Origin of the sequence: Nonomuraea sp. NPDC050783 (assembly GCF_040802095.1) — a bacterium.
Lineage (GTDB): Bacteria > Actinomycetota > Actinomycetes > Streptosporangiales > Streptosporangiaceae > Nonomuraea.
On sequence record NZ_JBFAHK010000006.1, the window covers coordinates 295,147 to 307,861 of the forward strand.

Annotated in this window: 14 protein-coding genes; 6 read left to right on the forward strand and 8 right to left on the reverse strand. The window is 73.1% G+C overall.

Features of this window, described 5'->3' with window-relative positions; translation table 11 throughout:
- Nucleotides 1-84: 84 nt before the first annotated feature.
- From AB0H75_RS18825 to AB0H75_RS18840, 4 genes are all read right to left on the reverse strand, one after another.
- Nucleotides 85-1,263, reverse strand: a complete 1,179-nt coding sequence (locus tag AB0H75_RS18825; RefSeq protein WP_367797676.1) for a glycosyltransferase family 4 protein — start codon at nucleotides 1,261-1,263, stop codon at nucleotides 85-87.
- Nucleotides 1,260-2,135 carry a sulfotransferase gene (locus tag AB0H75_RS18830; protein WP_367797678.1) on the reverse strand — a complete coding sequence of 292 codons (876 nt, stop codon included), beginning with the start codon at nucleotides 2,133-2,135 and terminating at the stop codon, nucleotides 1,260-1,262. The genes AB0H75_RS18825 and AB0H75_RS18830 overlap by 4 nt, the downstream gene beginning before the upstream one ends.
- A gap of 90 nt (nucleotides 2,136-2,225) precedes the next feature.
- Nucleotides 2,226-2,369: a hypothetical protein gene (locus tag AB0H75_RS18835; protein WP_367797680.1), complete on the reverse strand. Its 144-nt coding sequence runs from the start codon at nucleotides 2,367-2,369 to the stop codon at nucleotides 2,226-2,228.
- 42 nt (nucleotides 2,370-2,411) lie between these two features.
- Nucleotides 2,412-3,260, reverse strand: a complete 849-nt coding sequence (locus tag AB0H75_RS18840; protein ID WP_367797682.1) for an FRG domain-containing protein — start codon at nucleotides 3,258-3,260, stop codon at nucleotides 2,412-2,414.
- A 164-nt stretch (nucleotides 3,261-3,424) separates the two neighbouring features.
- On the opposite strand from AB0H75_RS18840, the gene AB0H75_RS18845 reads away from it, so the two are divergent.
- The 4 genes from AB0H75_RS18845 (at nucleotide 3,425) to AB0H75_RS18860 (ending at nucleotide 6,579) form a co-directional block, all read left to right on the forward strand.
- Entirely contained in the window at nucleotides 3,425-3,793 is a 369-nt protein-coding gene (locus AB0H75_RS18845) for a hypothetical protein (protein ID WP_367797684.1), read from the forward strand.
- A gap of 158 nt (nucleotides 3,794-3,951) precedes the next feature.
- Entirely contained in the window at nucleotides 3,952-4,923 is a 972-nt protein-coding gene (locus tag AB0H75_RS18850) for an ABC transporter substrate-binding protein (RefSeq protein ID WP_367797686.1), read from the forward strand.
- A 58-nt stretch (nucleotides 4,924-4,981) separates the two neighbouring features.
- The gene (locus tag AB0H75_RS18855) at nucleotides 4,982-5,761 is read left to right on the forward strand and encodes an ABC transporter permease (protein WP_367797688.1); all 780 of its coding nucleotides are present in this window, start codon (nucleotides 4,982-4,984) and stop codon (nucleotides 5,759-5,761) included.
- Nucleotides 5,758-6,579, forward strand: a complete 822-nt coding sequence (locus AB0H75_RS18860) for an ABC transporter permease (protein ID WP_367797690.1) — start codon at nucleotides 5,758-5,760, stop codon at nucleotides 6,577-6,579. The genes AB0H75_RS18855 and AB0H75_RS18860 overlap by 4 nt, the downstream gene beginning before the upstream one ends.
- Here the strand turns inward: AB0H75_RS18860 and AB0H75_RS18865 are convergent.
- From AB0H75_RS18865 to AB0H75_RS18880, 4 genes are read right to left on the reverse strand one after another with little or no spacing between them, the layout of a single operon-like run.
- Nucleotides 6,576-7,625: a nitrilase-related carbon-nitrogen hydrolase gene (locus tag AB0H75_RS18865; RefSeq protein WP_367797692.1), complete on the reverse strand. Its 1,050-nt coding sequence runs from the start codon at nucleotides 7,623-7,625 to the stop codon at nucleotides 6,576-6,578. The two genes, AB0H75_RS18860 and AB0H75_RS18865, sit on opposite strands and share 4 nt — an antisense overlap.
- Nucleotides 7,625-8,062 carry a hypothetical protein gene (locus AB0H75_RS18870; protein ID WP_367797694.1) on the reverse strand — a complete coding sequence of 146 codons (438 nt, stop codon included), beginning with the start codon at nucleotides 8,060-8,062 and terminating at the stop codon, nucleotides 7,625-7,627. The genes AB0H75_RS18865 and AB0H75_RS18870 overlap by 1 nt, the downstream gene beginning before the upstream one ends.
- Nucleotides 8,063-8,065: 3 nt before the next feature.
- Nucleotides 8,066-9,487: an aldehyde dehydrogenase family protein gene (locus AB0H75_RS18875; RefSeq protein ID WP_367797696.1), complete on the reverse strand. Its 1,422-nt coding sequence runs from the start codon at nucleotides 9,485-9,487 to the stop codon at nucleotides 8,066-8,068.
- Entirely contained in the window at nucleotides 9,466-10,410 is a 945-nt protein-coding gene (locus tag AB0H75_RS18880) for a DUF1838 family protein (protein ID WP_367797698.1), read from the reverse strand. Before AB0H75_RS18880 ends, AB0H75_RS18875 begins: the two co-directional genes overlap by 22 nt.
- Nucleotides 10,411-10,586: 176 nt before the next feature.
- On the opposite strand from AB0H75_RS18880, the gene AB0H75_RS18885 reads away from it, so the two are divergent.
- Both AB0H75_RS18885 and AB0H75_RS18890 read left to right on the forward strand, forming a co-directional pair.
- Nucleotides 10,587-11,477, forward strand: coding sequence for an SRPBCC family protein (locus AB0H75_RS18885; protein WP_367797700.1), 891 nt, complete (start codon nucleotides 10,587-10,589; stop codon nucleotides 11,475-11,477).
- Nucleotides 11,474-12,643, forward strand: a complete 1,170-nt coding sequence (locus tag AB0H75_RS18890) for a zinc-dependent alcohol dehydrogenase (protein ID WP_367797702.1) — start codon at nucleotides 11,474-11,476, stop codon at nucleotides 12,641-12,643. Before AB0H75_RS18885 ends, AB0H75_RS18890 begins: the two co-directional genes overlap by 4 nt.
- Nucleotides 12,644-12,715 lie beyond the last annotated feature (72 nt).

The following is a 12,715-nucleotide window of genomic DNA, read 5'->3' on the forward strand; positions in this document are numbered from 1 at the left end:
CACCTTGTGTCGGGTCTCAGGTAGGTCTTTCCTGCCGCGCACCGGACATACGGTCCCGCCCGGGATTTGACGACTTGCGGAAGGTCAGCGTGCCCTGCCGAAGTCGGCGGGGATCGGGCGGCGGCTGCTCAGCAGCGTGAACAGCTCCTCCCACAGCGGCATCACGACCTCCGGCGTGTAGTCGTGGGCCGTCTCCGCCGCCGCCGCGCCCAGGCGTGTCCGCAGCTCGCGGTCACCCATCAGCCGGCCCAGGGCCTCGCCGAGCTTCTCCACGTCGCGCGGCGGGACCAGGATGCCGTCGCGGCCGGGCGTCAGCAGGTCGGCGGGCCCGGTCGGGCAGTCGAAGGCGACGACCGGCAGGGCGTGGCCCATCGCCTCGATCATCGCCATCGGCAGGCCCTCGATGCGCGAGCTGAGCGCGTAGATCGACGCCTGGGCCAGCTCCTCGTGGATGCGGTCGCTGCGGCCCATGAGCGTGATGCGCCCGCCCATGCCGCGCTCGTCGATGCGCTGCTGCAGCCGCTGCTGCGACGGGCCGGTGCCGAAGATGCGCAGCTTCCACTCCGGGTGCTCGCCGGCCACCGACGCGAAGGCCGGGATGAGCATGTCGTAGCCCTTCTGCGGCACCAGCCGCCCGGCCGCGACGACGATCGGGTTGCTCTGGTCGGAGTGCTTGCGGTGCCCCATGTGCACCGCGTTGGGGATGCGCACGATCGGCGTGCCGTCCAGGATGCGGTGGTACTCGGCGCGGCTGGTCTCGGTGAGCACGGCGACCGCGTCGAAACGGCCGTAGTGGCGGGCGATCTGCTCGCGCACGGCCTCGTGGTAGGCGCCCAGGTTCATGTGCTCCTGCGCGACCCTGATGACCTTGCGCGAGCCGCGGCGGGCGGAGATCAGGTTGAGCGCGGGACGGGTGGTGACGAGGATGCCGTCGTCCAGCGAGGACACGTAGTCCATCACGGCGGCCTCGACGCGCTCGGTGAACCACTCGGCGGCGAACTCCCCGTACGGGACGATCTTGCCGCGCGCCCGCCGCCACACCTTGCGCACCAGCGAGTCGGCCGGCACGCCGTCGCGCTGGTCCACCAGCGTGGACAGGCGCACCCGCGCGTCGATGGCGAACTGCGGCTTGCTCCGCCGCCGCACCACGCTGACGATCTCGACGTCGTGGCCCGCCTCGGCCATGGCGTTGGCCTGGTTGACCACCGTGCGGATGGTGCCGCCCATGCCGTAGGCGTGCAGCAGCACGTAGCGGATCCTCACGGCAGGTACCCCCACGTGCGGGCCATGCCCCTGAGGATCTCGGGCACCTCGTCCGGGCCCGGCAGCTCGCGGCCCGGCTGCACCTGGCCGGAGCGGATCTTGTCCTTCCAGTCGCCGAGCCCCTTGGTCACCACGTCGGGGGTGCCGTAGCTCAGCATGGCCGGCGCCCAGTCGATGGCCAGGAAGTCGCAGATGGCGCGCAGCGTCTTCTCCGGGTCGGCGGTCAGCTCCTCGTAGCGCACGGTCAGGCCGGGCAGCGCCTTTCTGGCACGCTCCACCGCCTTCATGTAGCGCAGCGCGTCGGCCGCCGCCTCCGCCGGGGTGCGCTTGCCGGGGCTGGCCTCGTGCCAGGAGGTCGCGATCGAGGCGGGATGGCGCAGCAGGAACACGAACCGCGCGTCCGGCCAGCAGGCCGCCAGGCGCTCGTGGGCGAAGGCGTTGGCGGGGGTCTTGTCCACCACGAACTTCTTGCCGCTGCGGACCAGCTCGCGGTGGAGCACCCGGTCCCACAGCAGGTGCTCCAGGTCGGCCTTGTTGTGGCCGAGCGCCGCCATCGCCTTCTCCGCCAGGCTCGTGCCGAAGTCGACGCTCAGCCGGCGGACGTGCAGCTCGTGCGGGGCGTGCAGGTCGGGATGGGAGTTCAGCATCGAGCGCAGCAGCGTCGAGCCGGACCGTACGGGGGAGATGACGAACACGGGCGCCCTGAGCAGGCGGTCGGCCTCGGGGTCCGCCGGAGGGCGGAAGGAGGTGTCGGCGGCCTTCTTCGGCTGGACGGCCGGCCCGGCGGCCGGCCCGGGGGCCTTGGCGACCCGCTCGATCCGCAGGCCCGCGTGCCTTTCCAACGCGGTGGTGATCTTACGCTGCCACTTCATGGTGGGGGAGGGTACTTACCTTTTCTGCAGATTGACTGGGAGCGGGCATCCGCGCGGGCCGGTGGCCGGGCCGCGCTCGCACCTCGCCTTTCACCTTGCAGTCTGCCGCATCGCGGCGCCCGCCCACACCTTGTCCCGCAGGACGTACTTCTGGATCTTGCCGGTCGAGGTCTTCGGCAGCTCGCCGAACTCCACGACCTTCGGCACCTTGAACCGCGCCGGCCGCGCCCGCACGTGCTCCCTAAGGCTCCCTAAGGCTCCCTGCCGGGGCGGGCCTCACTCGTTCATGTCGTTGTAGTGGCGGTTGCGCTCGTCGCCGGACATCGTCGCCCCGCCGTCGCCCTTGCCGCGCCCGATCCCGCCCGGCGAGTAGTAGCGGCGCAGCCACTCCGCCAGCCCGTCCAGGCCGGGCAGCAGCACCCGCTCGGTGATGTTCGCCTGGTCCAGCCGCTGCCGGATCTCCACCTTCACCTCGGCCGGGATGCACCACGCCCGCCACAGGTCCGGGTGCTCCGCCATCCAGTCGCCGAGCTGGTAGCCCGGGTCCGAGAACGCCGACAGCACCGACGACTGGTTGACCACCCGCTCGTCCAGCGACGGCGGCTCGAAGAACGCCAGGAACGGCTCCTTCTCGCTCAGCCGGTCGAAGCAGGGCAGGTCGGGGGCGAACTCCGCCAGGATCTCGGTGGTGAAGACCAGCGCCCCCTCCTCGTCCAGGCGCTTGCGCAACGGCACCGGCAGCAGCCGGTGCGCGCCCGCGCAGTCGAGCGCGACCAGCAGCCCGTCCTCCTCCGGCCAGGACGCGGTCGCGAAGTGCAGCGCGACCAGCGGCGAGAACGTCCAGTCCAGCAGCCGCGTCGGCAGGCCGTGGTGCTGCCCCAGCGCCAGCCAGTCCCAGATCGTCGCGCCCGGCTCCTGGCGGTGGGCGTACTTGCGGAAGTTGCGCAGGAGGTGGGACTCCAGCGCCGCGTAGTCGCCCTCCAGCCGCGCCAGCCCCGACACGTGCGAGTACGAGCTGCGCGACAGGCCGCGGAAGACCATCGTGGAGTGGGCGTAGGTGGCCCCGTCGTCCCGGCTGGCCTCCCCGATCGCGTCGTCCAGCTCCCGCCACGACGTCACTCTCACCACGTTCACCCTGGAGCGCGTTCCCCCGGACGGCTGCTCCACACCTGACCTATGCGGACGTCAGGGACCGTACGTCCCGATCATCTGGATCTTCGGCGGAGGCCAGGACTTCCCGGGTGCGCTGTGGGTAGTCGTGGCGGCCGGACCGAGAAAGGAGCGTTGCCGTGTATTCTCCGCAGCGGCCGGGCATCAGCCAGGTGCACACCGGCATGAAGGTCGTCGATCGCGACGGCAAGGAGGTGGGGACGGTGGAGCTCGTCAAGATGGGCGACCCCCAGGCGGCCACCACCGAGGGACAGGAGCCCGAACGCGGCCGCGGCTTCGTGCCCGTGCTGTCGGACGTCTTCAGGGACGCCGAGCCCGACCTGCCGCCCGCGCTCGCGGCGCGGCTGACGCGGACCGGCTTCGTGAAGGTGGACGCGCGCGGGCTGTTCGCACGCGACCTGTACGTCGCACCCGATCAGGTCGCGCGGATCGAGGACAACGTGGTGCACCTGTCGACCGATGGTGACTCCCTGGCCAAGGAGAGCTGAGGACCCGTATCCCCGGCCCGGGCCGAAGGAGGGCCGCCCTCGCGAGGAGGGCGGCCCTCCTGCCTGATCACGGACCGGGAGGGCGCGGATGTTGTACGATCGCGCCATCCGCCGCCCTGGTGGCGGCCTTCCGCCGGCGGCACCGGAGAGGCACGGTTATGAAGCTGGCCAGGATCGCCGCGGCGATGACGCTCGCACTCGCCCTGACCGCCTGCGGCGATGGCGGCACCGCCCCGCCCGCCTCCGGCGGCCCGGGCGGGCTGGAGAAGACCCGGTTGCTCATCGGCGTGGTGCCGGTGCCCTCGTCGGCGCCGCTGTTCATCGCCGAGAAGCGGGGCCTGTTCCGGCAGGAGGGCTTGACGGTCCGGACCGAGATCATCCAGGCGCCGCAGGCCGTCATGCCGAAGATCCTCAACGGCAGCATGGACGCCTTCCTCACCAGCTACGTCTCCCTCATGGCGATCAACGACTCCGGCGCCGCCCGGCTCAAGCTCCTCCAGCACAGCCAGGAGGCCGCCCCCGGCGTGGCCGGCGTCGTGGTCGCCAAGGACTCCCCGGTCAGGACCGCCGCCGACCTCAAGGGCCGGACCATCGCCGTCAACGTGCTCAAGGCGCTCGGCCAGACCCTCACCAACGCCCACCTGCAGCAGGCCGGGCTGCGGCCCGAGGACGTCAAGTACGTCCCCGTGCAGTTCGCCGACCAGCTCGGCGCGCTGTCCGGCGGCCAGGTGGACGCCGCCTGGCTGGTCGAGCCGTTCCTCACCGCGGCGAAGAAGGCCGGGGCCCGGCAGGTCATCGACACCACCGACGGCGTCACCGCCGGGGTGCCCATCGACGGGTGGGGCGTGAGCGCCGACTGGCTGGCCAGGAACCCGAGGACCGCCGCCGCCCTGCACCGGGCGCTGGCCAAGGCCCAGGAGATCGCCGGGGCCGACCGGGCGGCCATCGACGAGGTGGTGCCGACGTACACGCAGATCCCCGCCGACGCCGCCAAGGCGATGACCCTCGGCACATTCTCCGCCCGGCCCGACCCGGCGAGCGTGCGGAAGCTGGCCGACCTGCTGCACGGCTACGGCTACCTCAAGGCGAAGCCGGACGTGGCGAGCCTGTTCGCGACGGTCGGCGGGTGACGGCTCACGAGTGACGACGGCCCACGAGTGACGACGGGGTGCGGGTGACGGGGTGCGGGTGACGGGGCGGCTGGAGCGGGTGCTCCTGGGGGGCGCCGGGGTGGTGGCGTTCCTGGCCGTCGCCGAGGCGGCGGGGCGGGCCGGGCTGGTGCCGGAGGCGCTGCCGTACATGTCGGACGTGCTGGCCGAGGCGGCGCGGCTGCCGGCGGAGGCCGCGTTCCGGGCGGACGTGCTGGCCACGCTGGCGGCCTGCGCGAGCGGGCTGGCCATCGCGATCGGCGTCGCCGTGCCCGCCGGGCTGCTGCTCGGGACGGTGCCGGTCCTGGAGCGGTCGGTGCGGCCGCTGGTGGAGTTCCTGCGGCCGATCCCGTCGGTGTCGCTGATCCCGCTGGCCATGTTCCTCTTCCCGGCCGGCCAGGACGCCAAGATCGCGCTCATCGTCTACACCTGCTCCTGGCCGCTGCTCGTCAACACCCTGTACGGCCTCGGCGACGTGGACCCGCTGGCCAAGGAGACGCTGCGGAGCTTCGGCTTCGGCCCGCCCGCCGTGGCGCTGCGGGTGAGCCTGCCGAGCGCGGCGCCGTTCATCGCGACCGGCGTGCGGATCGCGGTCGCCGTCACCCTGATCGTGGCCGTGAGCGTCGAGCTGCTGGCGCCCGGGGCGGGCGGCATCGGCGCGTTCCTGTCGCTGGCGGGCAGCGCGAACCGGGTGGACCGCATGCTGGCGGCCACGCTCTGGGCCGGGGCCCTCGGGCTGGGCGCGAACCTGCTGTTCGTGACCGCCGAGCGGCGGCTGTTCCGCTGGCACCACGCCCGCGCGGGGGAGGGGCCGGGGTGAGCGCGCCGCGCGCCTGGCACGCCCGGCCCGGCGGGGTGGTGCGGCGGGTGGCGTGGTACTGGCTGCTGCCGGTGGCCGTGGCCGCCTGGGAGCTGGCCACCCGCTCGGCGGGGGCCGCCTACTTCCCGCCGCCGTCGCGGATCGTGGCCCGGCTGCGCGAGATGTGGTTCGCCGGGCCGCCGTCGCGGGCGTTCCTGACCGATGAGGCCGTGGCCGACCTGCTGCCCAGCCTGGCCCGGCTGGCGGCCGGCTGGGCGACGGCCTGCGCGGCGGGCGTGCTCGCCGGGGTCGCGCTGGGCCGCTCGCGCCGGCTGTCGGCGCTGGCCGAGCCGCTGCTGCACTTCGGCCGCTCGGTGCCGCCCTCGACGCTGCTGCCGGTGTTCCTGGTGCTGTTCAGGATCGGCACCCCGATGGAGCTGGCCTCCATCGTGTACGGCGTCATCTGGCCGGTCCTGGTCAACACGATGGACGGCGCCCGCCACGTGGACCGCCAGTACCTCGACACCGCCGCCGTCTACCGCCTGACCGCCGCGCAGCGCCTGGCCCGGGTCGTCCTGCCCGCCGCCGCCCCGAAGATCTTCGCCGGGCTGCGGCTGAGCGTGTCGCTGGCCCTGATCATGATGGTGATCTCGGAGCTGGTCGGCAGCAGCGAGGGCGTCGGCCACCGCCTGCTGGAGGCGCAGAGCCAGTTCGACATCCCCGCGATGTGGGCCACGATCGTGCTGCTGGGGCTGCTCGGCATCGTGCTGAACGCCGCGTTCCTGGGCGTCGAGCGGCTGGTGCTGTCGTGGCACCGGGGCGCGCGCGGCAGCGGTTAGGGGCCGAGGAGGCGGGCGATCGTCTCGGCCTGGCGCTCGCGGAACCAGGCGCGCCCGCGCGCCCCCGCCTCCAGGCCGCCGGGCCGCTCGCCGTCGTGGCGGGCGTACTCGCCGGCCCACAGCCCCGTCTTGACCCGGCTCGGCAGGTTGGCCAGGCCGGGGCGGCGGCGGGCGCGGCGCAGCGCCGCCAGGTCCAGCTCGGCCGCGGCCACCAGCGACTCGCCCGCGCCCGCGCGGGCCAGCGTCCGGCCCTGGTGGTCGACCAGCTCGGAGCCGCCGTCGGTGGAGCCGCCGGGTATCGCGGTGCCGGACAGGCCGCCGGTGTTGGCCGCCACCACGTACGCCAGGTTCTCGGTGGCGCGGGCGCGGCGGGCGATCGCCTTCGGGGTCAGGTCGGGGGAGGACGCCTCGGAGGTGGGGTTGCAGAAGACCTCCGCCCCGCGCAGGGCCAGCGCGCGGGCCAGCTCAGGCACCTGGACCTCCTCCGAGGCCAGCACCGCCAGGGCGCCGATCTCGGTGCGGGCCACCGGCAGGACCGCGTCCATGCCGTAGAGCTCCAGGTAGCGCTCCCACACGTCGTACGGGGTGGGCGTGAACAGCGAGTGCAGCCGCCGGTAGCGCAGCACCGCCTCCCCGGCGGGGGAGAGGATGACCGACGCCTGGAAGTACAGCTCGGGGAAGTGCTCGTCGCGCTCGTAGGCGTTGACGCACAGGAACACCTCGTGCCGGGCGGCGATCTCGGCCAGCGCCCGGTACTCGGGGCCGCCGGGGTCGAGCGCCGCCCGCTCGCGCCACTCGGGCAGGCTCTCGCGGATCGGGAAGCCGGTCAGCGCGTACTCGGGCAGCACCACCAGCCGCAGCTCCGGCCCGAGCCACGCCTTGGAGCCGCCGACCCGCTCCCCGATCCGGGCGACGGCGGCGGCGATCTCGGCCCGCGGATCGGCGGCGGCGTTGACGGCGCGCGTCGCGAGCTGCAGGGCGAGCGCGGTGAAGGCGGCCGGGGTGGAGGTGGCCGGGGCGGAGGCGGCCGGGGTGAAAGCGGTCATCAGCCGATCCTGCGCTCGTCGATGAGCGTGCGGCGCACGCACACGCCGTCCTCCAGCCACTGCCAGACGCGGCTGCGGGCGCGGCCGTCCGCGCTCAGCACGATCAGCTCGAACAGCCGCAGCGGCCGGCCCTTGTAGCGCCAGGTGAGGTAGATCGCGCTGTCGTCCACCTCGCGGAACTCGCCCTCCAGCCGGTCGGTGTCGAAGCGGCACCGGCCGCCGCCCAGGTAGGTGCCGGGGAACTCGTGGACCTCGGTGCGGCCGTCGTCCCAGGTGTAGCGGTTGGTCTGCAGGTAGGCGGCGTCATCGACGATGCGGCAGGTCATGTGGACGCGGTGCCGGTCGAGCAGGGCGCCGTCGGGGCCGAGGTGGCGGTACTCGCCCTCCCACTCGCCCTCGTGCCGGGCCAGCAGCGGCATCTCCGCGCGCAGTCCCATGTGCTACTCCTCGCTCGCGAGCGGGTGCCACCAGGGGTCGGCGGCGGGGGATCGGTTGATGAGGAAGGCCCGGCGGCGCAGGAACCGGGTCAGGGAGGCCGGGCCCATGCGCGAGCCGCCGAGCCCGGACAGGCCGAAGGAGTGCTTCTCGCCCTCGTGCACGAGCGCGGTCAGCGCGGCGTCGTTGACGCTGACCGCGCCGGCGGGCAGCCGGGCGGCCACCGCCCTGGCCCGCTCCTCGGTGGCGGCGAACACCGCGGCCGACAACCCGTAGGCGGAGTCGGCGGCCAGCGCGACCGCCTCGTCCGGGCCGTCCACGGCCATGACCGGCAGCACCGGCCCGAACGTCTCCTCCGTCATGACCAGCATCGAGTGGTCCACGCCGGACAGCACGGCAGGGCGGAACCAGTGGCCGCCGCCGTGCCGCTCCAGCCTGCCGCCGGTGTGCACGACGGCGCCCCTGGCCACGGCGTCGGCCAGGTGGGCGGCGATCACCGCGGGCCGGCCGGGTGCGATGATCGGCCCGATGGGGCCGCCCTCGCAGGTCAGCCGCACCCGCGCCGCCTTGGCGGCCAGCAGCGCCAGGAACGCGTCGTGGGCCTCGCGCTCGACGTAGACGCGCTCGACGGACTGGCAGGACTGGCCGGCGTTGGCGGTGCCGCCCCACAGGATCGCCGAGGAGGCCCGGTCGAGGTCGGCCCCGGCCAGCACGATCGCCGGGTCCTTGCCGCCCAGCTCCAGGTGCGCCGGCACGAACGCGCGGGCCGCGGCCTCGGCCACCGCCCGCCCCGCGGGCACGCTGCCGGTGAAGACCACGACGTCCACCAGCTCCACCAGCGCCGCCCCGGTCTCCGCCCCGCCCTCGACGACCCGCAGCGGCAGCTCGGCGGGCACCAGCCGCACGAGCGGCTCGATGAAGCGCGGCGTCACCTCGCTCGGCTTGACCAGCACCGCGCAGCCGGCGGCCAGCGCGGGCAGGGCGTCGATGAGGCCGAGCAGCAGCGGGAAGTTGCACGGCGTGATCGCCCCGGCCAGCTCGTACGGCACCGCGTCGCCGGCCACGTGCACGCCGGGCAGCTCGGCGGGGAACTCGGCGGGCGGGGCGAGCAGCGCGGGCGCCCGCCGCGCCCACCGCCCGGCCGCCTCGGCCACGATCCGCCGCTCCAGCACCGACTCGGCGACCCGCCCGGTGTCGGCCACCAGCGCCGCCAGCAGGTCCGCGTCGCCGGCCAGGGCCGCGCCGAAGCGCGACAGCACCGGGCCGCGTCCCTCCGCGCCCAGCGCCGACCAGGCGGAGGCGGCCGCGCGCAGCTCCGCGGCGATCCCGGGCAGCCGGTCGGGCGGGACGGGGCGCAGCGGCCGCTCCACCCGGCCGGTGAGCGGGTCGAGGACCGCGGGGCCCGCTACCGGCCCTGGGTGTCGCACCAGGCCGCCCAGGTCATGGCGCCCTTCTTGAGCTGCTTGTTGTAGAAGGAGGTCCAGGAGTTCTCGCTCGGGCCAGGCTCGTGGGGCGCCGAGGTGTAGAGCGGGTGGCGGGCCTCCACCTCGGCACGCAGCCACGGCTCGACGTCGGTGTAGGCGTTGAGCGACCAGCTCCGGGCGTGGTAGGTGAGCTGCCCGCGCACCTCGCTCTCGGCCAGGCACATGAACGGCGCCCACGGGGCCGTCCGGGCCCAGCTGATCTTGGTCTTCATCGCCCCGGCCGGGATCCTGCCGGGCACGGTCCTGGCGTCCACCTCGCGCTGGTCGACGGAGAAGTCGAACATCTCCTGCGCGGTGTAGACGCCGCCGATCAGGCCGAACGTCTCGCCCAGCGTGGTGCCGAAGTCGGTGCGCACCGGGATGTCGCTGGTCCACACCGTCTCGTCGTGCAGCTTGCGCATGGGCGGGCCGGCGTAGGAGGGGGTGATGGGGAACGGGCCGAAGTTGACCGCGTCGTTGTTGATCGGCACGACCGGGTAGGTGCGGCCGTTGACGGGGTTCTTCCACTCGCGCAGGACCTTGGTGGGGTCGGCCGGGTCGGTGTAGAAGACGATCTCGCGGGAGAGCTGGTAGAGCTGGTTGGTGCCGGGGACGCGGTACAGGCGGCGGATGTTGTAACCCTCGATGCCGAACAGTTTCTGGCCGTGCCGCAACGCCGGTTCGAGAGCGTTTCCGGGAATGTTCGCATACACGGAGCCCGAAATTCGGAAAACCATATCTTTTCCATCCGGACGGCCAAAAGTCTGGAGGGAAAGCATGGCGTTCTTGTCGGTCACCGTCGCGTAAACCGGGCCGGGATGTGTGGGATCGGCGGACCCGCTGCTCGCCGCCGCGTCAGGAATGGCGATACCCATGGAGATCACCATAAGGGCTGTGACCCATCTATACGGATTGCGGTTTTTCACGGGGACAAGTTGATCATGAGAGGCGGCTGGTGTCATCCCCTCCGGCCGGGGTACGGGGCCGTGGACACCGCGACCACCCGGATGATCAGGGCGTTCTCGGTGCAGGCACGTACATCCGACACCTGTTAGGACACATGATGACCGACAGATTCGCCCGTGCGCTCGGGTGGGCCAGCCTCGCGCTGGGCACGGCGCAACTGGCGGCACCACGGGCCGTGACCCGCATGTGCGGCGTCGACGACGCGCCCGGAGCCACGACGATCACCAGGCTGGCGGGAGGCCGGGAGCTGCTGCACGCCGCGCTGCTGCTCGGCGGGAAGACGCCCGCCCAATGGGCGTGGACCAGGGTCGCCGGCGACGCGATGGACCTGGGCATGCTCGGCAAGGCCGCGGCCGCCCGCACCGGCGCCCGCCGCCGCCGCGCGATGTACGCCCTCGGCGCGGTCGCGGGCCTCACCGTGCTCGACGCGGCGTGCGCCAAGCGCTCCGGCGGCAAGGCCAGGAGCCCGCTGCAGGTGCGCGCCTCCATCACCATCAACAAGCCGCGCGACGAGGTCTACCGCTTCTGGCGCGACCTGGAGAACCTGCCCGCCTTCATGATCCACCTGGAGTCCGTCCGCACCCTCGACGAGCGCCGCTCGCGGTGGCGGGCCAAGGGCCCGGTCGTCAAGCTGGAGTGGGAGGCCGAGATCATCGACGAGCGGTTCGGCGACCTTATCGCCTGGCGCTCGGTGCCCGGCACCGGCATCTCCACCGCCGGCCTGGTCAGCTTCACCGACGGCCCCGGCGGGCGCGGCACCGTCGTGGACGTCTCGCTGGAGTACGGCGTGACCGGCCGCAAGATCGCCGCCGCCGTCGCCCGGATGTTCGGCGAGCACCCCGAGCAGCAGGTCCGCGACGACCTGCGCCGCTTCAAGCAGGTCATGGAGACCGGCGAGGTCCTGCTGTCGGAGGGCAGCCCCGAGGGGCACCGCGCCCTGCGCCAGCTCCGCCAGCGTCCCGCGCAGCCGATCGGAGGACGGGCATGAAGGCCAACCTGTGGATGGGCCGCAACACCGTGGAGGTCCATGAGGTCCCCGACCCGCAGCTCCTCAACGCGCGCGACGCGATCGTCCGGGTCACCTCGACCGCGATCTGCGGCTCCGACTTGCACCTCGTGGACGGCTACATCCCGACCGTCAAGAAGGGCGACGTACTCGGCCACGAGTTCATGGGCGAGGTCGTCGAGGTCGGCCCCGGGGTGCGCAACCTGCGTGCCGGCGACCGCGTCGTGGTGCCCTTCCCGATCGCCTGCGGCGCCTGCTTCGCCTGCGAGGCGGGGCTCTACTCCGTGTGCGAGAACTCCAACCCCAACGCCGGGATGGCCGAGAAGCTGATGGGCCACTCGCCCGCCGGCATCTTCGGCTACTCGCACATGCTGGGCGGCTTCGCCGGCGGGCAGGCCGAGTACGCCCGCGTCCCGTTCGCCGACGTCGGCCCCATCAAGGTCGAGGACGACCTGACCGACGAGCAGGTGCTCTTCCTGTCCGACATCTTCCCGACGGGCTTCATGGGCGCCGAGATGTGCGACATCAAGCCGGGCCAGACGATCGCGGTCTGGGGTGCGGGGCCGGTCGGGCAGCTCGCCGCGGCCAGCGCGTTCCTGCTCGGCGCCGACCGGGTCATCGTCATCGACCGCTTCCCGTACCGGCTGAACATCGCCCAGCGCACCGGCGCCGAGGTCCTCAACTACGAGGAGGTGAACGTGCTGGAGGCGCTGCGCGACATGACCGGCGGGCGCGGCCCGGACGCCTGCATCGACGCCGTCGGCCTGGAGGCCCACCACCCGACGCCGGCCATGTACGCCTACGACCGCACCAAGCAGGCCGCCCGGTTGGAGACCGAGCGCCCGTACGCGCTGCGCGAGGCCATCATGGCCTGTCGCAACGGCGGCGTGGTGTCGGTCATCGGGGTCTACGGCGGGTTCGTGGACAAGTTCCCGATGGGCACCGTCATGAACCGGTCGCTGACCATCCGCACCGGCCAGTGCCATGTGCAGCGCTACACCGAGCCGCTGCTGCAGCGGATCCGCGCGGGCGAGATCGACCCGAGCTTCATCATCACCCACCGCATGCCGCTCAGCGAGGCGCCGCGCGGGTTCGAGCTGTTCAAGCACAAGCAGGACGACTGCAACAAAGTCGTCCTCACGCCGTAGCGGCGACGGCGCCGCCCGCCCCGGGGGAGGCGGGCGGCGCACTGTCATCCGCCGCATGCTGTCATCCGCCGC